This is a genomic window from Providencia sp. PROV188, from assembly GCF_027595165.1.
GTDB lineage: Bacteria > Pseudomonadota > Gammaproteobacteria > Enterobacterales > Enterobacteriaceae > Providencia > Providencia lanzhouensis.
In genome coordinates this window covers 3327925-3347808 of record NZ_CP097291.1, presented here as the reverse complement: position 1 = coordinate 3347808, position 19884 = coordinate 3327925, and the positions used below count along the sequence as shown (strand labels likewise).

The window sequence follows — 19884 nt, the reverse complement described above, 5'->3', positions numbered from 1 at the left end:
TCCTTATCGTGGCTTCAGCATGGCGATAACAAAGTCTTGCGCACTCGCAACTTTACCTTGTTGGATAGCCGCCGCCGGGTCGACATGCTTAGGACAGACTTCAGAGCAGTAACCTACAAACGTACAGCTCCATACACCGTTGTCACCATTTAATAATGGCATACGCTCTTTCGCGCCGTGGTCACGGTTATCGAGGTTGTAGCGCTCTGCTAAGGTGATTGCCGCAGGGCCTAAGAACTCAGGGTTCAGACCAAACTGTGGACACGCTGCATAGCACAGACCGCAGTTAATACAGCCAGAGAACTGATGATATTTCTCCATTTGAGCTGGAGTTTGCTTGTTCGGACCGTCAGAAGGTTTGCGATCATTACCAATAATGTAAGGTTTGATAGCTTCTAAACGCTCGATAAAGCTTGTCATATCAACAACAAGGTCACGCTCGATAGGGAAGTTACCCAGTGGCTCGACTTTAATTCCTTGCGGATAGTCACGCAGGAATGTTTTACAAGCCAGTTTAGGAACATTGTCCACCATCATGCCGCAAGAGCCGCAGATAGCCATACGGCAAGACCAACGGTAAGACAGGTCTGGCGCGAGGTTATCTTTGATGTAGCCCAAAGCATCTAACAAAGAGGTTTGCTCGTCATAAGGGACATCATAAGTCACTAAATGGGGTTCATTGTCCGTTTCTGGATTGAAACGCATGATCTCCATTTTTAAGTGTTTCATATCATCCATTAGCTTGCTCCTTATTCGCCTTATCTTGAGCTGCCCCTTCAGCACCATACACACGTTTCGCTGGTTGTGATTTAGTGATTTTCACATCAGAGTACTCAAGGCGTGGTGCACCTTCTGGGTTATAGAATGCCAGAGTATGTTTCAGGAAGTTGACGTCATCACGCTCAGTGCAACCTTCGTCAAGACGTTGGTGCGCACCGCGAGACTCTTTACGGTTAATCGCAGAGTGAGCCATACATTCCGCCACGTCTAAGCCAAAGCCTAATTCGATGGTGTACAGTAAGTCAGTGTTGAAGACGCTGCTATGGTCAGTGATTTCAACATGCTTGAAGCGCTCTTTCAGCTCTGCCAGTTTATCAACAGTTTTCTGCATTAATTCAGGTGTACGGTAGATACCGCAACCTTCTTCCATCGAAATACCCATTTCATCACGGATTTTCGACCAGCTTTCTTTACCTTTTTGGTTCAGAAGTTTTTGCAGGTCATTTTCGATGTCACGAGTACGTGCTTCGATAGCGCTTGCATTTGCAGGGGTAGCTTCAGCAGCATGACGTGCCGCTTCTTCACCCGCTAAGCGACCAAATACCACTAATTCTGCCAGTGAGTTAGAACCTAAACGGTTTGCGCCGTGTAAGCCAACAGATGAACATTCACCCACCGCGAACAGACCTTTAATACGAGTTTCGGTGCGTTGGTCAGTTTCAATACCACCCATGGTGTAGTGAGCTGTTGGACGAACAGGAATTGGTTCGTTTACAGGGTCAACACCCACGTAAGCTTTTGCCAGCTCACAGATAAATGGTAGACGTTCATGCAGTTTTTCAGCACCTAAGTGACGTAGATCCAGATACACAACATCACCACGGTGAGTACTGATGGTGCGACCTGCACGCCATTCGTGCCAGAATGCTTGTGAAACTTTGTCACGAGGACCCAGTTCCATATATTTGTTTTCTGGTTTGCCCAGTGGTGTTTCAGGGCCCATGCCGTAGTCTTGCAGATAGCGATAGCCATCTTTGTTGACCAAGATACCGCCTTCACCACGACAACCTTCAGTCATCAGGATACCGGAACCTGGCAGGCCTGTTGGGTGATATTGAACGAATTCCATATCACGTAATGGCACACCATGACGCAGTGCCATACCCATACCGTCACCGGTTACGATACCGCCGTTGGTGTTATAGCGGTAAACACGACCCGCACCACCTGTTGCCATAACAATAGCATTGGCACGAATTTGAACTTTCGTACCTTCCATCATGTTCAGAGCAACCAGACCACGCGCCTGACCTTCGTCCACAATGATGTCGAGAACAAAGTGCTCGTCGAAACGTTGGATTTGAGGATATTTTAATGAAGTTTGGAACAGGGTATGCAGCATGTGGAAGCCAGTCTTATCGGCTGCGAACCAAGTACGTTCAATTTTCATCCCACCGAAACGGCGAACGTTAACTGAACCATCTGGTTTACGGCTCCAAGGGCATCCCCATTGTTCCAGCTGGGTCATTTCTGTTGGGCAGTGTTCGACGAAATAATCGACGACATCTTGCTCACACAGCCAGTCACCACCAGAAACGGTATCATTAAAATGATAGTCATAGGAATCATGGGCTTGAGTAACTGCTGCTGATCCCCCCTCTGCGGCCACGGTGTGACTACGCATTGGGTAAACTTTTGAGACCAGAGCAATCTTGATATTGGGATTTGCTTCAGCAGCAGCAATTGCTGCACGTAAGCCTGCGCCCCCGGCCCCGATAATCGCTAAATCGGCATTGAAGGTTTGCACTGCGCTTCTCCATTGTTCAAGTGTAAAGTGTTAAATTAATAAATTCTTTTAAATACTTTTAGTGCTTAGCTATTTCAGTTTCGGTTTGCCTTTAGGCAAATCTGCAAAGAATCTTTTTTTAATCGTAAATATATAATAGCTAATAACGACTTATTATGTTGGGAATTATAACGAATAGTGGCGGGGATAAATTTGATATAGAAAGGTGTTTTGGGTGATATTACCCCTAAAGTGTGATCTGCGTCTTCTTTTTGTAAATTGTTTTTGGGTGTCAAGAAATTGCAGAGAAACCGAAAATAATAAAAAGGAATTTCAAATAATTATCATTAAATTTAACGGAATTCCTAGCATTTAAAACCAACTAAAATCGTCAGGTTTTTCTTTCTAACAGTGGATAATCTGGTGTTCCTCGAGGAAATTCTAGAATCATATCGAAGATAAAATTGCGAAAGAGTTCACTGTTTAGAAAGTCGCTTAATTTTTAATGCTAAAAAACAGATTTAAATTGTATCAATAAGGTGAGTAGTGAAGTTTGGTTTTAACATTTGCATCACAAGCGATAAGAAAAAATCATGTTTTTGTTTTTTTTTAACCAAATGTTAAAAGTTAATAATAAAGCTTTTTTGCCTAATCGTATAAAGCAGGAGATAATCACATCATCTTTTCTCGCCTTGAATCATATCCCCTATCGATACTCAGATAGCGCATAATATCCACAATATTCCATTGTGTGTTAAGGGGGAGGTGAGTACACTGCACGACTAAGTTTATTTTGGAGTTATTTTAATGAGTGAAGTAGCGAATTGGCTGCCTACAGCCCCCATCGCTAACCTGTTACAGCGCGCAAAAATTGTTGCGGAAATCAGACGTTTTTTCGCTGATCGCTGTGTACTTGAGGTAGATACACCCGCAATGAGTCAGGCCACGGTGACTGACATTCATCTTGTTCCATTTGAAACTCGCTTTGTGGGACCTGGCGCGGCTCAGGGCATCAATTTATATTTGATGACTAGCCCTGAATACCATATGAAGCGCTTACTGGCAGCGGGAAGTGGGCCTATCTATCAAATGTGCCGCAGTTTCCGTAATGAAGAAGCGGGAAGACACCATAACCCTGAATTTACGATGCTGGAATGGTACCGCCCACACTTTGATATGTATCGCTTAATCAATGAAGTGGATGACCTTCTGCAACAAGTGCTGGAATGCGAAAGTGCTGAGCTACTCTCTTATCAGCAAGCATTTTTACGCCACTTAGATATTGACCCGCTCTCTGCGGAAAAAAGCGAGCTACGCGAAGTGGCTGCCCGCTTAGATTTAAGCAATGTGGCGGACAATGAAGAAGACCGCGACACCTTATTGCAACTACTGTTTACCATGGGCGTGGAGCCACACATTGGTAAAGAGAAGCCTGCGGTGGTTTACCACTTCCCTGCAACGCAAGCGTCATTAGCGGTAATTAGCACAGAAGATCACCGTGTAGCCGAACGTTTTGAAGTCTATTTTAAGGGCATGGAGCTGGCGAATGGCTTCCATGAACTGACCGATGTGGGCGAACAGCGCCAACGTTTTGAGCAAGATAACCGCAAGCGTGCTGCAATGGGTTTACCCGTTCAACCGATTGATGAAAACTTGCTTGCAGCGCTTGAGCACGGTTTACCGGCATGTTCCGGTGTGGCTGTTGGTGTTGATCGCTTAATCATGCTGGCACTGAATGCCGAACGAATCAGTGATGTGATTGCATTCCCTGTGACGATTGCTTAAAACTCAGTTTCTATCTATGACATTAAAAAGCACCTTGAACGTTGATCATTGATTGACGAAGGTGCTTTTTCTTTCCTGCCCGTTCTACCAAAAACGGATTAAATGCTTTCGGATAATTCTTCTATAAGTCCCATTCCTGAAAATTATGGTTGATTTCAAGTTCATTTGCTGGTCTTCTGTTTGACTTAAGCTAAATAAAATGAATTTGGATTGGTGACCTTTCTGCCTTTGCTTCTATGACAGGTTGCTATGGAATAAGCAGAAAAGGAGCATGAATAGAATGGGCTTACAGGATCTCGCTTTAAAAATCGCTCCACTCCATAATCGCTATCAATTGGGCGTTCAAGGTTGTAGCGTTCCATTGGATGTTGAATCTTTCATTGGGCGAGAAGCCATTAGTGAAACCTATCGCTATCAGATAACATTCACCTCCTCAGCCCAAAACCTACTAGCCCAACAGTTTCTTCGTCGTACCGCCCATTTTACCTTTTCATCTCCCACTATTCCGCTGGCGGCATTAGATTCACTGAGTGAACCGCAAAAGCGAATTCATGGGGTCGTCACACATTTTAAGCGGTTATCTGGTTCAGCAGATGAAGCCCAGTACCAAATTGTGATTGAGCCGTTTGTCTCGTTGCTGCGTCATCAGATGCGTTCCCATCGCTTTTTCCTCAATAAATCTGTACCGGAAGTGATTGAGTTTATCTTGCGTGAACACAAAATTCAGGGCTGGGAGTTTGAGTTTCACCTGCAACGACAATATCCCAAGCGGGAGCAAATAAACCAAATCAATGAGAGTGACTGGCAATTTATTGAGCGTTTGCTCAGTGAAGTGGGCATTTTCTATTCCTTTAGTCTGCAAACCGATACCAAGACGGAAATTATTCATTTTGGCGATAGCCAGCGCGCCTATGTGTATGATTTACAACTGCCACTCAATAGCCCTTCTGGCATGAATGACAATGGCGTTGAAAGCGTGTGGGGGCTATCGCTACGTCACCAAGTGGTGGAACGCAGCGTCGTGACTAAAGATTATAATCACCGGCAAGCGATGCAAACGTTGCTATCCATTGAAACGGACATGACTCGCGGAGATGGGGACGATATAAACTATGGCGACGTTTACCACTACAAAGCCCGCCATCTTGAGCGCGGTGAGAAATACCAACCTGAAACGGAAACCGCCCATTTTTGGTCACGGCTAGACCATGAACGCTTTCTCGCACGTCAAACACTGCTGCGAGGCAAAAGCAATTCACCGCGCTTAACGCCGTTGATGATTTTTAAAGTCATCGATAGCCAGTTGCCGTCAATCTTACCCACGGACTTTCAATCCGAAATCTTAATCACGCGATTGCGTTTTTCAGGCAGTCGCAGCAGCGCGTTAGTGATTCAGTTTGATGCTGCACCGTACACTGAAGCACTGTGCTGGCGGCCTGTTCTAAAGCCTCGCCCTGTGATTGCAGGGACTTTGATGGCACGCATTACCAGTGCAAAATCCCATGATATCTATGCCCACCAAAATGAGCACGGTTTCTATTGGGTGAAATTCGATGCAGACCGTGATGAAAAACCGACGGGCTATGAAAGCATGCTTGTGCGGCTGGCAAAACCCTATGCAGGCGATACCTACGGAATACACTTCCCGTTAATTCAAGGAACGGAAGTGGCGATTGCCTTCCATGAAGGCGACCCAGATAGACCGTATATCGCCCATGCCTTGCATGATTCCCATCGCCCCGACCACATCACTGACAAAAATAATACTCGCAACGTGATTCGTACGCCGGCAAATAATAAGCTTCGTATGGAAGATAAGCGCGGGGAAGAGCACATCAAGCTCAGCACCGAATACGGCGGTAAATCCCAACTTAATTTAGGGCATTTGGTTAACCAAGGGCGTGAAAAACGTGGGGATGGTTTTGAACTTCGCACTGACAGTTGGGGGGCAATACGAGCAGGGAAAGGGCTGTTTATCAGCACCGACTTACGCACGAAAGCCGCTTCTGAACAACTGGATATGCGCGAAGCCAAGCAGCAATTGGATGATGCGCTGAACTTGGTGAGTTCTTTACGGGAGGCTGCCGAAGTGGCGAAAGCCGAACTGGCAGATTTAAACACTCAACAAACCTTACTCAACCAATCGATTAATGAACTGCAACAAGCGGCAATGTTACTCAGTTCCCCTGCGGGTATCGCATTAACTTCACCCAAAACCGTACAGGCTCACAGCGGTGAAAATATCACCCTAACCGCTAACAAACAGGCAGATATTTCAGTGGGGAAAAAAATCACCTTAGCGGCAGGTAAAGCCATCAGTTTATTTGCTCACACCCTAGGAATTAAAGCCTTTGCCGCAAAAGGCAAGGTAGAGATCCAAGCCCAAAGCGATGAAATGCACCTTACCTCACTCAAGGACATGACGGTCACCAGTACCGGTGGTAAAACCGTGGTTGCAGCCAAAGATGAACTGCTATTGACCTGTGGCGGTGCCTATATTCGCTTAAAAGGCGGGCAGATAGAGTACGGCAGCCCCAGCAACCAAACGGTGAAAGCGACCAACTGGGTGGTTGAGGGTGCCGCCTCCATGGATGTCACTCATCCACAATTTCCACAATCAATGCCAAAACAAACCTTGCGTTTTCAACTAAGTTCGTCGCCGCAAAGCCCCATGAAGGCGCGTGCGTTTGAGCCGTATGAATTGTATGCCAATGGGGTTCTTATCCTAAAAGGCATGAGTGATGCGCAAGGAAATGTGCAAATTGACCATGATATTCCCACGGACAGCTACCAACTGCGTCTATTGAATGGGGATCGTTACGATATCGATGTTCCTTCTGCGGAGTCGCAAGAAGCAGAAAACGTCGAACCCGTTAATGTTGGTTTTCGAACCAGTGCGCCTAGCCAAGAGCGAGAAAGCTCGCGAATAGGCCAAGCGTGGGGGGAAGGGCTTTCCCAGTTTATTACTGAATGGAATAAGAGAAAATAATATGTCAGGAAATCAATCTGGGGGATTCCCCGCTTCTGTGCAGTTACCCATACCAGCAACCGAGCAGAAAATACGTTTACCCGTCTCGACGTGTATGGTGCTGCAAATGACGCCAAGTTGGATACCTGAGCGCACCAAATACCCCATGAGTTTATTTGTGTATGCGCCACTGGTGAATGGGAAGCAAACTTTTGCAGCGGTTGCAGAGGCGATTCGTAAAGCGAAAAAGAGTATTGAGATTATCACATGGGGCTTTCAGCCCTCCATGTATTTTGAACGCTCAAGTGGGATTAGAGAGGGGCAATTTCCTAATATTGCGGAGCTTCTTGAGCAAAAAGCCAAAGAAGGTGTGAAGGTACGTATTCTGGTGTGGTTTGATGAGATAGCTAAGCTGGGTGAAACCAGTTTACCCGGCTGGCCTAAGCAAACGTATTTTACGCCACGGCAAAAGGTTGAACTACCTTCAGATATGATGCAGACCATTGGGGCTAAATTAGATTATGAGTCTGATAAACAGTATACCTTTGATAAAGAATGGCTTATTCGAGCTAAAAATAATCAAATTAAAAATTTATCAGTTCGTACACGTTCGATGGCTATCAACAGCCCTTCATCTCGCTTAAGTAAGGTTGCTGAATTAACCAAACACCAATTTGGTAGCGATGATGTCGAATTCAGTTTACGTTTAGCTGCCCTTGCAGTGGTTCCTACTCACCATCAAAAAGCGGTTTTGATTGATTATGAAGAGCCCGAATTAGCGATTGGCTTTGTGATGGGTCACAACATGCATTCGCAGTATTGGGATGATGATAAACACTCGATTGTTCAACATAAAGATATGTCATGGTTAGGGCGTGATGGCCCGACAGCATGGCAAGATACGTCGAACTGCGTATATGGCGAAGTATTGTGTGATTTAAATGATAATTTTGTTACGGCATGGAATGAAACTGAAGGCTTTTTGACAACGGGTAATGAAGGTGCTCAACTTTTAGAACAGCGGAAGTCCCTTACGCGCAGCCAATATACGCCCACTATTGCGTTCATTGATGTACTTAATGAACGCTATACCTTTTTAGCCCAAAACCCATTAATTCCAACATCAGGAAAAATTTGCCGCACTCAACCGGAATATAATGAATACGATATTTTAAAGTCTTACGACCATGGTGTTAAACATGCGCGTAATTATCTCTATTTTGAAAATCAATATTTCCGGTTATCGTCAATCGGGCGAGATGTGCGCAATATGGTCGAGGAGCGGAATAAATACTTTGCAGAAGCCGCTGCAACCGACCCTAAACTGCAAGGAGAAAAACTGCCACCATTCTATTTGTTTGTGGTGACGAACTCCACCTCGAAAGCAGAGATTGGCGACTCCAACCACGTGGGCGGTTATCAAACCTATAAAATGCTAGAGACGTTAGGCCGCCGTGACCTCATGCGTGAGCATGCAGCGTTTGATGGCACCTTTAAAAATATCATGGTTTCCACACAAGAGAGCTTACTCAAACCCATTCAGGTTGTAGAACCCGATGATATTCAAGAAGAAGAGATTGACGGGTTTAAGAGCGTCATTTGTACCTTGGTTTCGCCCGATTCTGACCGCTGGCAATCGGTGTATGTCCACAGCAAGCTAACCTTAGTGGATGACACCTTTTTAATCCAAGGCTCTGCCAATATCAATTTACGCAGTATGGCATTTGACACTGAAATTGCGGTGATACTGCAAGATACGGATATATTTCCTATCGTGAAGCCACTGCGCGAAAAATTGTGGGGAATGCATAAAGGAACGGGGAGTGTTTCTGATGATTTGACAGAAGAATTTAAAAGTTGGAAAAAAATTATAACTGATAATTCTGGTTATAAAGAAGATAAAAAAATGCCCCAAGGTGCTTTAATTCCCTTTGAGGATAAAACAATTGGGTTAGAAAATTCGGATTAAATTATGTCACTAATTAAACCTTGTTTATTACTGTGTGCTCTAGTGCTACTTGCTAGCTGCAAACCTGTAGAAGAAAAAGAGAAAGCAATGACTCAAAAAATAGAATCCGATTTAGCCTTCACCTGTGTGTATGAAAAAGACACGCTACCTCCCGTTGATCCTGAAGCCGACATTTGGTTCAAGCAGGCGCGAGAACTTGAAAAGGTCAATAAATCTCAACGGGATTATGCTCAAATTGGTGTTCTCTACCGTAAAGCGGCAGAGCGTAATCACCCCAAAGCCATGCTTAACTTAAGTAACTTAATCAGTTATGGCAAGGTCTCCCCCATTGAAGGTAAAGGTCCAGCCCAAGAGGTGTGGGATATTATTCAAAAAATGGCTAAATTGAATATCAGTTACGGTTATTACCAGATGGGGCACTATCTCGATACGGGCTATGGAGTTATTGCAGACCGCACCATAGCCTTAGCTTATTTTCGTCAAGCAGCTGATTTAGGTAGCCCTGAAGCCCAATATGTCCTTGGGAGAATTTTTGTTGCTCAACGCTTATCGGATAGAGATAACCCAGCCTATCGCCCTGAAATTGGGGTAAAGATGTTAGATTGTGCAGCAAATCAAGGTAATGGGGAAGCGGCGTACCGATTAGCAAGTTATTTGAAAAATGTAAATGAGGACTTACATGGTTCATTAAAATATTATCAATTATCAACGAAAAATGGGTATCGACATGCTGCATCAATTTTAACTGGCGCTTTTGATCCAAAAACAATATTAGGAAGTATTGATTATCTTGGCGTAAAACCTGATAAAGAACGTTCATTACGTTATTATGCAATAGTCAAAGAAATGGATGCTTCTGATGAAACAGCTAAATTCCCCGATATCGATAAAATCGTCCCGCTCCCACCTGCTGAACTCCCTGAATGGGATGGCACGTTTGAATATAAAAAACAGGCGGAGGGGAAATAACCAAGATGAATCTCTCCTTTTTATTTCATCATCAATCCATTGCTCGCGGCATATTTAAATGTGGTGCATTGACTTGTAGCATGTTGATACTGAGCGCTTGCAACCCGATGGATAAAAAAGAAGAGTCGCCGCCGGCTCAAAAAACAGAACCCGACTTAGCCTTCACTTGTGTGTATGAAAAAGACACCTTGCCTCCCGTTGATCCTGAAGCGGAAATTTGGTTTAAACAAGCTCGTGCACTTGAAAAAGTCAATAAATATCAAAGAGATTATGCGGAAATTGGTGTTCTATACCGTAGAGCCGCAGAGCGTAACCATCCTAAAGCGATGCTTAATTTAAGTAATTTAATCAGTTACGGTAAGGTACCACCGATTGAGGGAAAAGGTTCAGCTCAAGAGGTTTGGGATATTATCCAAAAAATGGCAAAATTAAACATCAGCTATGGTTATTACCAAATGGGGCATTATCTAGACACGGGTTATGGTGTCGTAGCTGATCGTACTAAAGCTTTAGCGTATTTTCGTCAAGCAGCAGATTTAGGTAGCCCCGAAGCCCAAAATGTGGTTGGTAATATCTTCATTTCTAAACGTTTATCAGATAAGGAAAATCCGGCTTATCACCCTGATATTGGGAAAGAAATGTTAGACTGTTCAGCAAATCAAGGCAACGGTGAAGCGGCATATAATTTAGCTTTTTACTTACATACTGTTGATAAAAATTTTAATGACGCACTAACAAATTATCAACGATCCATCAAGAATGGATTTCGAAGGGCTGCCTCAAAACTTAATCAAGCATTTGAGCCTAATACCACCCCTCAAAATTATTATTATCTCGCAGTTAAACCTGATCCAGAACGCTCAGCTCGCTATGCGGCTATAGTCAAAGAAATTGACGCTTCTGACGAAACCGCCAAGTTCCCCGATATCGATAAAATCGTTCCACTTCCCCCTGCTGAACTCCCTGAATGGGATGGTACGTTTGAATATAAAAAACAACAGGATAATCAATAAAAGGATTTTATCATGCGCGCACTTGTTCGTTTAGGTGACAAAACCACTCATGGCGGTGAAGTGATTACTGCATCTGGCTCTGTTATGTATGGTAAACCTATTGCTTTAGTGGGAGACAAAGTGAATTGCCCTAAAAAAGGACACGGCGTTAATGCCATTTTACCCGGTTCAACGCGCATTTTAATATCCGGTCGTCAGGCGGCACTGAATGGTTTTCAAACTGAATGTGGTTGTACGCTTATTGCGAGCTTATCATCGTCGGGTGAACAATCATGATGAGCTGGAGAGCTCCATCATTAGAGCACCCTTCAGCCCCTAAAGTACCCCGTTGGATGCTTTGGTTTTTGATTATGCTGATTGTGGGGGCTCTTGGATTTGGGCTGAGTCTCTATTTATCCACAAATGAAATGCTATCGCCAACTACCAGCAACACCATGCTGATGATTGTATTCGTTATTTGCCCCGCACTGTTGGTGGGGTTTATTCGTTTTTTTATCTACTCAATAGCTGCTTATCGCCATCAACTTTTTACCAATATGTTAGATGATGCTCGCAGAGAATGGCGTTACTGGGCAGGCAAGCACCTTGGGGTGCTAACGCATACTCGATTAACGCAAATCGATGAAGAGCAGCAAAATGGTATTTCTTTATCTTCATTGCCACCCAATAAAGATAATGTATTGACGCTAAGATCATTGAAATCGCTTTCGTCATGGGAAAAACAAGAAATAGTGGTGCAAAAATTATTCGCACCCATTGCTGAGTATTACCATCAACATTCTCTCTACCAGCCGATTGCCCTATATTGGCAAGCTGAAGACAATGAGTCTAATTGGCAGGAACTGATTGAGCAGGAAGCTGCGCGTTTGTCATTGACGCTGGAATCCGTTGAGATATTACCCTCAGAATCGTTCAGTCAATGGTTATTAACATTGTATGAAAATGCCTTTGAACCCAAGCTATACGCTATTTTGGCGTTTCAGTTAGATTCGACCGCGAGTGAAGAAGCCGCCAGTATGTTACTTGCCCCTCAAGGGGTTTATGAGAGTTTACGAGCGCCAGTTCAAGCGAAACTTTTACGTCCAATATCCACGGATTTAGCGTCATTTCCTGAAGCATTAAAAACACAGTGTGAATTTCAATATTCAGGAGAGCAGCTGGATAGGGTTTGGCACAGTGGCGTGAAAGAGAGTGATAAAGGGAAATACATCGAAAGTTATGCGCTACAGAATGTACCTCAATTATCTGAACACCTTTATGATATCGATTCATTTTTAGGTAAAGGTGGTATCGCGCGTCATGTAGTGGCGTTGTCACTAGCGTGTGAATATTCGCACCACAGTCTGATCGCTCAGCAACATGAAACGCAACTTTTATTGCAGCAAATTCAGGTTTAAAGTCTAAGTAAGAGAGTCGTTATTCTGATTGAAAAGACTCTCTCGAGTCATTGACTTGCAATTGGCTCAAGAGAGTGAGGGAGAGTTACTTCTGCTTTTGCTGCTCTAAGAACTTAACCCCTAAATCTGGGAAGTCGGTAAAGGCACCATCAACGTCCGCTTGGTTATAAATAATGTCATATAACTGCTGACCATCTTTCGCGTACTTAGGCAGTTTATCCACACGGATAGTAAATGGATGCACCGCCATATGGTTCGCGTGAGCTTCCTTCACCATACCGTTCACTTTGATATTGGTTGGCGTAGAATCTTCGCTAATGAGCATATGATAGTCAGGGCCAATACCATCTGCGTAGGTTGCAATTTCTTTCATCGCACCCGGCTTCATCATCCAATCATAGTTATAGTTCACCCAAGTACCGTCTGGCTTCTGCTCTTGCGTCTCTTCCCAATCGGTGTAAGCGATTAATTGGATCAGTTTTAAATCTATTCCCATTTCTGGCATCAGTTTTGTTTTGATGCGTTTTAGGTCAATCGGGTCGAAAGATTGCAGATAAACGTTAGAATCTTTGTTGGTATAGCCATACTCTTTCAGGACTTCTAAGGTTTTCTTGGTGATGTCCTTGCCTTCTTGTTGATGGAACCAAGGGGCTTTAATTTCAGGGTAGATACCGATATTTTTCCCCGTTGATTTGTTCAAACCTTGAATAAATTCAATCTCTTCTTGGAAGGTGTGGACGCGGAAATCAGATTTACCCATAGGGAAACGGTTTGGATAGCTTTGGACTTTTTTGCCATCAACAATGTCAAAACCTTCCGTGAATTTCAGAGACTTAATTTCTGGCAGCGTAAAGTCGATGGCATAGTAGCGACCATCTTTACGTGCGCGATTTGGAAACTTATCTGCTACATCAGTGACGCGATCCAGATAGTGGTCATGAAGAACAACCAGTTCATTATCTTTGGTCATCACTAAATCTTGTTCGAGGAAATCCGCACCTTGCGCATACGCCATCGCTTTCGCTGGAAGGGTATGTTCAGGTAAATAACCGCTTGCACCACGATGGGCAATCACCACTTTACCTGCCGTTTCGGCAGCCGCAGACACTGACATCACTAAGACCATACTTGCGACTAATGTTTTTAATTGAAAATTCATCAGTAAATCTCCTTGGTAATCATTCTTTGTAAGTAAAGAACTTGTAGGTAAACAGTTTTATAGGTAGATAAATTTATAGATAAATACTTTTGCAGATATAAAATGGTGCCGATAACAAATTTTGGGTAAAAAAATGGGTTATATCCTTTTCTTGATATAACCCATCAATCTAGCTAATCAACTCAACATAAGCGGTCGCTTATTGATTTTTAGCAAGTTCACGTTTATGTTTACTTTCGCTCAGCATAACGATGAACAGTAAAACAACGGCCAGTGCAGAACCACCGATCATCACAGCAAAACCGCCGTTCCAACCGAAGTAGTCAACGGTATAACCGACGATAGCACTTGCGGCAACAGAACCACCAAGATAACCGAATAAACCGGTGAAGCCTGCGGCGGTACCCGCTGCTTTCTTAGGTGCAAGCTCAAGAGCGTGCAGACCAATCAGCATGACAGGGCCATAGATTAAGAAACCGATAATCAACATACATGCCATATCAACGCCTGGGTTACCCGCTGGGTTCATCCAGAAGACGATAGTTGCAATAGTCACTAAGGTCATGAAGAACACGCCTGTCGCACCACGGTTACCACGGAAGACTTTATCCGACATCCAACCGCACAGCAGTGTTCCTGGGATACCCGCATATTCATACAGGAAGTAAGCCCATGAAGATTTATCCATTGTGAAGTGTTTAACTTCGCGCAGGTAAGTTGGTGACCAGTCTAGAACACCGTAACGCAGTAAGTATACGAACACGTTAGCGATAGCAATCATCCACAGAAGTTTGTTAGGGAATACATACTTCATGAAGATAGCTTTAGCGGTTAATTCTTCTTCATCAGAGGCTTTATAGTCTGTTGGATAGTCGTTTTTGTACTCTTCAATCGGTGGCAGACCACAAGATTGCGGAGTATCACGCATTAATGCGAAGGCAATCATTGCCACTAAAATAGCCGCGAATGCTGGCATATACAGCGCAGCTTTCCAGTCGTTAAACCATGCCATACCTAACAGGAACAGTAATGGAGGCAGACCACCGCCGACGTTATGCGCACAGTTCCAAACGGAGACGATTCCGCCACGTTCTTTTTGTGACCACCAGTGAACCATGGTACGTCCGCAAGGAGGCCAACCCATACCTTGGAACCAACCACATAAGAATAACAACACGAACATGATCATGATGCTAGACGTTGCCCATGGTACGAAGCCCATGAATATCATGACAAGTGAAGCGAGGATCAAACCTGCCGGTAAGAAGTACCGAGGGTTAGCACGGTCAGAAAATGAGCCCATGATAAATTTGGAGAAACCATAGGCGATTGAAATCCCAGATAATGCGAAACCAAGGTCACCTTTAGAGAAACCTTGTTCAACGAGATAAGGCATTGCGAGGGCGAAGTTCTTTCTAACTAAGTAGTATGCTGCGTAACCGAAGAAAATCCCCAGGAAAATCTGCCAACGTAATTTACGATAGACGGGGTCTATTTTATCCGCTGGCAGCCTCTCGATATGAGCGGCGGGTTTAAACATGCGTAACATAAAGCCTCCGATGGCATGTCAGTAGTTATATGCTCTTCATTTCACATATGTTGTGAAGTTGTTGAGCGTTTATTATGGGAGAAGTAACAAAAACGAAAACAATCGAGTTTCTTTAAGCGCTTTTATTTTCTAATTGCGCTAAATCTTAATCGTTAAAAAACATTTTATCTGTAATCTAACGCACAATTATTGATTTTGTTTATCTGGCTGCATAGTTAATGCGATTTGTGAATAGAATGGAACTAAAATTGTGAATTATTTTGTGAGGGTTATCACGCTTCCGCGCTTTGATGTGCCTAATTTGTACTTTTGACTTTCGTTTTTGTTCCTTATCAAACATTGAACGCTTTTTTGAGCTTATATTAACTATAGACTATAAAAATAGAAACTATACTTATCGAATAGTGAAGATTGATTAACGTGAGGAATGCGACATGAATGGCTCATCTGTGACTGAAACGGATGTCATCATTATCGGTGGTGGCGCAACAGGTGCAGGTGTCGCTCGTGACTGCGCTCGCCGTGGATTAAAAGCAGTTTTGCTAGAACGGCATGATATTGCGACAGGTGCAACAGGGCGTAACCATGGCTTGCTACACAGTGGTGCTCGTTATGCCGTGACAGATAGTGAATCGGCAAGAGAGTGTATAGAAGAAAACAAAATTCTTAAGCGTATTGCCCATCATTGTATTGAAAAAACCGATGGACTCTTTATTACCCTACCTGAAGATAGTCTCGAATATCAGCAGCAATTTATCACCGCTTGCCAATCCGCTGGCATCGATGCTCAAGCGATTGATCCCGCGGAAGCTATTCGCTTAGAGCCTTCAGTTAACCCGCGTTTAATTGGTGCGGTTCGCGTGCCTGATGGTACTGTCGACCCATTCCGTCTAACCGCTGCAAATATGCTCGATGCGCGCGAACATGGCGCTAAAGTGCTGACTTACCATGAAGTGATTGGCTTGATCCGCCAAGGGGATAAAGTCAGCGGCGTGACGGTTTATGACCATCAAGCTAAGCGCCAATATGATATTCATGCACAAATCGTGGTGAATGCTGGCGGAATTTGGGGACAGAAAATTGCCGAATACGCCGATCTGAAAATCAAAATGTTCCCAGCGAAAGGGGCATTACTTATTTTAGGTCACCGTCTTAACAATATGGTGATCAACCGCTGTCGTAAACCGGCAGATGCGGACATTCTGGTTCCGGGGGATACCATTTCTCTGATTGGTACTACGTCAACGCACATCGAATATGACCAAATCGATAATATGTATGTGACACCAGAAGAAGTGGATATTTTGATCCGCGAAGGTTCTATGTTGTCACCAGCATTAGCGACAACGCGCATTTTACGCGCGTATGCGGGTGTTCGCCCATTAGTGGCGAGTGATGATGACCCTTCTGGTCGTAACGTAAGCCGCGGTATCGTGTTACTCGACCACGCAAAACGCGATGGTTTAGATGGTTTCATTACCATTACGGGCGGTAAGTTAATGACTTATCGCTTAATGGCGGAATGGGCGACCAATAAAGTCTGTGAAAAATTGGGTGTCACAACCCCATGCACGACGGCGGAAGCACCACTGCCGGGCTCTCAACACAGTGCAGAAGAAGCGCTGCGTAATGTGGTCTCTATCCCTGCACCTATTCGCGGTTCTGCGGTTTATCGTCACGGTGATAGAGCGTCTGCGATCCTCAGTGCCGACTGTTTAGATAAAAGCTTAGTGTGTGAGTGTGAAGCGGTGACGGCAGGTGAGGTTCGTTATGCGGTGGAATCTTTAACTGTGAATAACTTGCTTGATTTACGTCGTCGTACCCGTGTGGGTATGGGTACGTGCCAAGGTGAACTTTGTGCTTGCCGCGCGGCGGGATTACTCAATCGTTTTAACGTCACTACACCACATGAAACCGAGCAGCAGCTGGGGCACTTCTTAAATGAGCGTTGGAAAGGGGTGAGACCAATTGCTTGGGGGGATGCTTTGCGTGAAAGCGAGTTTACCAGTTGGGTGTATCACGGATTATGTGGCATGAATGAAAGTACATTGAGCCAGCCTGCTCAGAAGGAGGCAGAGAATGAAATATGATGCAGTAGTGATGGGCGGAGGCCTTGCCGGTCTTATCTGTGGAATTCGTCTGACTCAATCAGGACTTTCTTGTGCCATCGTGAGTGCAGGGCAGAACGCACTGCATTTCTCGTCGGGTTCATTGGATTTATTAACGCATCTTCCTGATGGTACTCAAGTCGAGCAACCGCTGTCTATGTTGGAAGCGCTAGAACAACAAGCACCGAGTCATCCGTACAGTTTGATTGGGGCAGAAAAAGTCGCTGAGCTGGCTCAATTGGCACAGACTACACTACAGCAAGCAGGGCTACATCTAAAAGGTTCTTGCGAAGAAAATCATTACCGTATTACGCCGTTAGGCCATAAGCGAATGACATGGCTCAGTCCTGAATCGGTGCCAACAACTGCACTTCATCAACCGATGGAATTAGGCAAAATTGCGGTTGTGGGCATTGAAGGTTTTCTCGATTTTCAACCGCAAATGGTGGCGGATGAGTTGGATCGCCAAGGATTAGAAGCTGAGGCGTGCTATGTCCACTTGCCACTGCTTGATCGTTTAAGAGAAAACCCAAGCGAGTTCCGAGCGATTAACGTAGCGCGCTGGTTAGATAGGCCTGAAAATATGGCGCAAATCGTGGAAGAAATTGCACCATTAGTCGCCAACGCGGATGCGGTGTTTATGCCTGCGTGTATTGGTCTTGACAGTGAAGAACCAATGTTAGAGTTGCAGAAACGCTTAGGTAAGCCGCTATTTTTACTGCCAACATTACCGCCATCTTTATTAGGTATCCGCCTTCATGAAATGCTATTACGCCAGTTCCGCCGTCAAGGTGGGATCATGATGCCGGGTGATAAAGTCACTTCCGTCAATTTCGTGGGGTCACGTATTGAATCTGTGCAAACCCGTAATCACGGCAATATTTCATTGAAAGCTAAACATTTTGTGTTGGCGACGGGAAGTTTCTTTAATAACGGCTTGGTCGCGAAATTTGACCAAGTGTATGAACCCTTGATGCATTTGGATTTAGGCGAAATCGGCGACCGCGCCAAATGGACGAACAAAGAGTTCTTTGCTTCCCAACCGTATATGGCGTTTGGTGTACAAACCGATGAAAATTTACGCGGTAAAAAACACGGTGAAACCATCGAAAACCTGTATGTTGCGGGTGCAGTATTAAGCGGGTTTGATCCGCTGACTCAAGGTTGTGGCGCAGGGGTTTCACTGGTCAGTGGCTTATATGCCGCGAATGAAATCGTGAATGAATTTGCTAAAGATAAAGCCATGCAGGCGGAGGTGGCGCAATGAGTATTCAAGATGCAAGCTTTGAAAGCTGTATAAAGTGCACCGTTTGTACTACCTATTGCCCAGTGGCAAAAGCGAACCCACTGTATCCGGGACCAAAACAAGCGGGTCCTGATGGTGAGCGTTTACGCTTAAAAGATCCGATGATGTACGATGATGCATTGAAATTCTGTACCAACTGTAAGCGTTGTGAAGTAGCCTGCCCGTCTGATGTGAAGATAGGCGACATTATCGCGCGCGCTCGTAATACCTATAGCCAGCAGAAACCGAAACTGCGTGATGCGATTTTAAGCCATACAGATATCATGGGTTCTTTATCGACCCCATTTGCCCCTGTAGTCAACACCATTACAGGCTTAAAACCCGTTCGCCAAATTCTGGATAAAGCCCTTAAAATTGACCATCGCCGTGAGCTACCGAAATACTCATTCGGGACTTTCCGTCGTTGGTACGGTAAACAAGCCGCAGAGCAGGCGAAATTTGAGGAACAGGTGGCATTCTTCCACGGCTGTTACGTGAACTATAACCATCCACAATTGGGTAAAGATTTAATCAAAGTTTTCAACGGGATGAATATCGGTGTTCAGCTGTTAAAACGTGAAAAATGTTGTGGTGTGGCACTGATCGCAAACGGATTTATGAAGCAAGCGAAACGCCAAGCGAATGTGAATTTGGAATCACTCCAAGAGACGATTCTGGAGAAACATATTCCCGTCGTGGCGACCTCATCGACCTGCACATTTACCATTCGTGATGAATATACCCATGTGCTGGATGTCGATACCTCTGAGATGCGCGATAACATTGAGCTAGCGACCCGCTATATTTATCGTCTGCTGGAAGAAGGGCGTGAACTGAAACTGAAACACACACCATTAAAAGTGGCTTATCACACACCATGCCATATGGAAAAAATGGGTTGGACGTCCTACACCCTTGAGCTGATTAAGCGTGTACCGGGTGTTGAGCTGATTGTTTTAGATTCACAATGTTGTGGTATTGCAGGAACTTACGGGTTCAAAAAAGAGAACTACGAAGTTTCCCAAGGTATTGGGGCTGGGCTGTTCCGTCAAATTGAAGAGAGCGGTGCGGATATGGTGATCACTGACTGTGAAACCTGTAAATGGCAAATTGAAATGTCCACCAGTAAGAAATGTGAACACCCAATTTCACTACTGGCTCGCGCGCTAGAATAAT

At 44.6% G+C, this 19884-nt stretch carries 14 protein-coding genes; 10 read left to right on the top strand and 4 right to left on the bottom strand.

Features of this window, described 5'->3' with window-relative positions:
• Positions 1-3: 3 nt before the first annotated feature.
• Together M5X66_RS15330 and frdA are read right to left on the bottom strand one after the other, a co-directional pair.
• Entirely contained in the window at positions 4-738 is a 735-nt protein-coding gene (locus tag M5X66_RS15330) for a succinate dehydrogenase/fumarate reductase iron-sulfur subunit (protein ID WP_036955969.1), read from the bottom strand.
• On the bottom strand, positions 731-2527 hold the full coding sequence (gene frdA / locus M5X66_RS15325) for a fumarate reductase (quinol) flavoprotein subunit (RefSeq protein WP_036955970.1): 1797 nt from the start codon (positions 2525-2527) through the stop codon (positions 731-733). The genes M5X66_RS15330 and frdA overlap by 8 nt, the downstream gene beginning before the upstream one ends.
• Before the next feature lie 786 nt (positions 2528-3313).
• On the opposite strand from frdA, the gene epmA reads away from it, so the two are divergent.
• The 7 genes from epmA to M5X66_RS15290 all read left to right on the top strand — a co-directional run bounded on the left by epmA (position 3314) and on the right by M5X66_RS15290 (position 12607).
• Entirely contained in the window at positions 3314-4291 is a 978-nt protein-coding gene (gene epmA / locus M5X66_RS15320) for an elongation factor P--(R)-beta-lysine ligase (RefSeq protein WP_036955971.1), read from the top strand.
• Between the two features lie 280 nt (positions 4292-4571).
• Positions 4572-7280 (top strand): DUF2345 domain-containing protein, encoded by a 2709-nt coding sequence (locus tag M5X66_RS15315; protein WP_270104035.1) that lies wholly within the window; start codon positions 4572-4574, stop codon positions 7278-7280.
• Between the two features lies 1 nt (position 7281).
• On the top strand, positions 7282-9228 hold the full coding sequence (locus M5X66_RS15310; RefSeq protein WP_270103696.1) for a phospholipase D-like domain-containing protein: 1947 nt from the start codon (positions 7282-7284) through the stop codon (positions 9226-9228).
• Positions 9229-9231: 3 nt separating this feature from the next.
• Entirely contained in the window at positions 9232-10197 is a 966-nt protein-coding gene (locus tag M5X66_RS15305; RefSeq protein WP_270103695.1) for an SEL1-like repeat protein, read from the top strand.
• A 107-nt stretch (positions 10198-10304) separates the two neighbouring features.
• Positions 10305-11210, top strand: a complete 906-nt coding sequence (locus tag M5X66_RS15300) for an SEL1-like repeat protein (RefSeq protein ID WP_270103694.1) — start codon at positions 10305-10307, stop codon at positions 11208-11210.
• A gap of 12 nt (positions 11211-11222) precedes the next feature.
• Positions 11223-11486, top strand: a complete 264-nt coding sequence (locus M5X66_RS15295; RefSeq protein ID WP_006814313.1) for a PAAR domain-containing protein — start codon at positions 11223-11225, stop codon at positions 11484-11486.
• Complete coding sequence (locus M5X66_RS15290; protein WP_270103693.1) at positions 11483-12607, top strand: hypothetical protein; 1125 nt, start codon at positions 11483-11485, stop codon at positions 12605-12607. Before M5X66_RS15295 ends, M5X66_RS15290 begins: the two co-directional genes overlap by 4 nt.
• A gap of 85 nt (positions 12608-12692) precedes the next feature.
• On the opposite strand, the gene glpQ is transcribed toward M5X66_RS15290, so the two are convergent.
• Together glpQ and glpT are read right to left on the bottom strand one after the other, a co-directional pair.
• On the bottom strand, positions 12693-13766 hold the full coding sequence (gene glpQ, locus M5X66_RS15285; RefSeq protein ID WP_270103692.1) for a glycerophosphodiester phosphodiesterase: 1074 nt from the start codon (positions 13764-13766) through the stop codon (positions 12693-12695).
• Positions 13767-13965: 199 nt separating this feature from the next.
• On the bottom strand, positions 13966-15315 hold the full coding sequence (gene glpT, locus M5X66_RS15280) for a glycerol-3-phosphate transporter (RefSeq protein ID WP_036955981.1): 1350 nt from the start codon (positions 15313-15315) through the stop codon (positions 13966-13968).
• Between the two features lie 434 nt (positions 15316-15749).
• Between glpT and glpA the strand changes: the two genes are divergently transcribed.
• Genes glpA through glpC form a run of 3 tightly spaced genes read left to right on the top strand, consistent with a single transcriptional unit; the run spans position 15750 to position 19883 of the window.
• Positions 15750-17405 carry an anaerobic glycerol-3-phosphate dehydrogenase subunit A gene (gene glpA / locus M5X66_RS15275; RefSeq protein ID WP_270103691.1) on the top strand — a complete coding sequence of 552 codons (1656 nt, stop codon included), beginning with the start codon at positions 15750-15752 and terminating at the stop codon, positions 17403-17405.
• Entirely contained in the window at positions 17395-18690 is a 1296-nt protein-coding gene (glpB, locus tag M5X66_RS15270) for a glycerol-3-phosphate dehydrogenase subunit GlpB (protein ID WP_036955984.1), read from the top strand. The genes glpA and glpB overlap by 11 nt, the downstream gene beginning before the upstream one ends.
• The gene (gene glpC / locus M5X66_RS15265; RefSeq protein ID WP_006659019.1) at positions 18687-19883 is read left to right on the top strand and encodes an anaerobic glycerol-3-phosphate dehydrogenase subunit GlpC; all 1197 of its coding nucleotides are present in this window, start codon (positions 18687-18689) and stop codon (positions 19881-19883) included. The genes glpB and glpC overlap by 4 nt, the downstream gene beginning before the upstream one ends.
• Position 19884: the final 1 nt, after the last annotated feature.

Coding starts and splice junctions, on each gene's coding strand:
- M5X66_RS15330 (WP_036955969.1), bottom strand. CDS start 738: ATGGATGATATGAAACACTTAAAAATGGAGATCATGCGTTTCAATCCA.
- glpB (WP_036955984.1), top strand. CDS start 17,395: ATGAAATATGATGCAGTAGTGATGGGCGGAGGCCTTGCCGGTCTTATC.
- epmA (WP_036955971.1), top strand. CDS start 3,314: ATGAGTGAAGTAGCGAATTGGCTGCCTACAGCCCCCATCGCTAACCTG.
- glpC (WP_006659019.1), top strand. CDS start 18,687: ATGAGTATTCAAGATGCAAGCTTTGAAAGCTGTATAAAGTGCACCGTT.
- M5X66_RS15295 (WP_006814313.1), top strand. CDS start 11,223: ATGCGCGCACTTGTTCGTTTAGGTGACAAAACCACTCATGGCGGTGAA.
- M5X66_RS15300 (WP_270103694.1), top strand. CDS start 10,305: ATGGATAAAAAAGAAGAGTCGCCGCCGGCTCAAAAAACAGAACCCGAC.
- glpQ (WP_270103692.1), bottom strand. CDS start 13,766: ATGAATTTTCAATTAAAAACATTAGTCGCAAGTATGGTCTTAGTGATG.
- glpT (WP_036955981.1), bottom strand. CDS start 15,315: ATGTTACGCATGTTTAAACCCGCCGCTCATATCGAGAGGCTGCCAGCG.
- M5X66_RS15290 (WP_270103693.1), top strand. CDS start 11,483: ATGATGAGCTGGAGAGCTCCATCATTAGAGCACCCTTCAGCCCCTAAA.
- M5X66_RS15305 (WP_270103695.1), top strand. CDS start 9,232: ATGTCACTAATTAAACCTTGTTTATTACTGTGTGCTCTAGTGCTACTT.
- glpA (WP_270103691.1), top strand. CDS start 15,750: ATGAATGGCTCATCTGTGACTGAAACGGATGTCATCATTATCGGTGGT.
- M5X66_RS15310 (WP_270103696.1), top strand. CDS start 7,282: ATGTCAGGAAATCAATCTGGGGGATTCCCCGCTTCTGTGCAGTTACCC.
- M5X66_RS15315 (WP_270104035.1), top strand. CDS start 4,572: ATGGGCTTACAGGATCTCGCTTTAAAAATCGCTCCACTCCATAATCGC.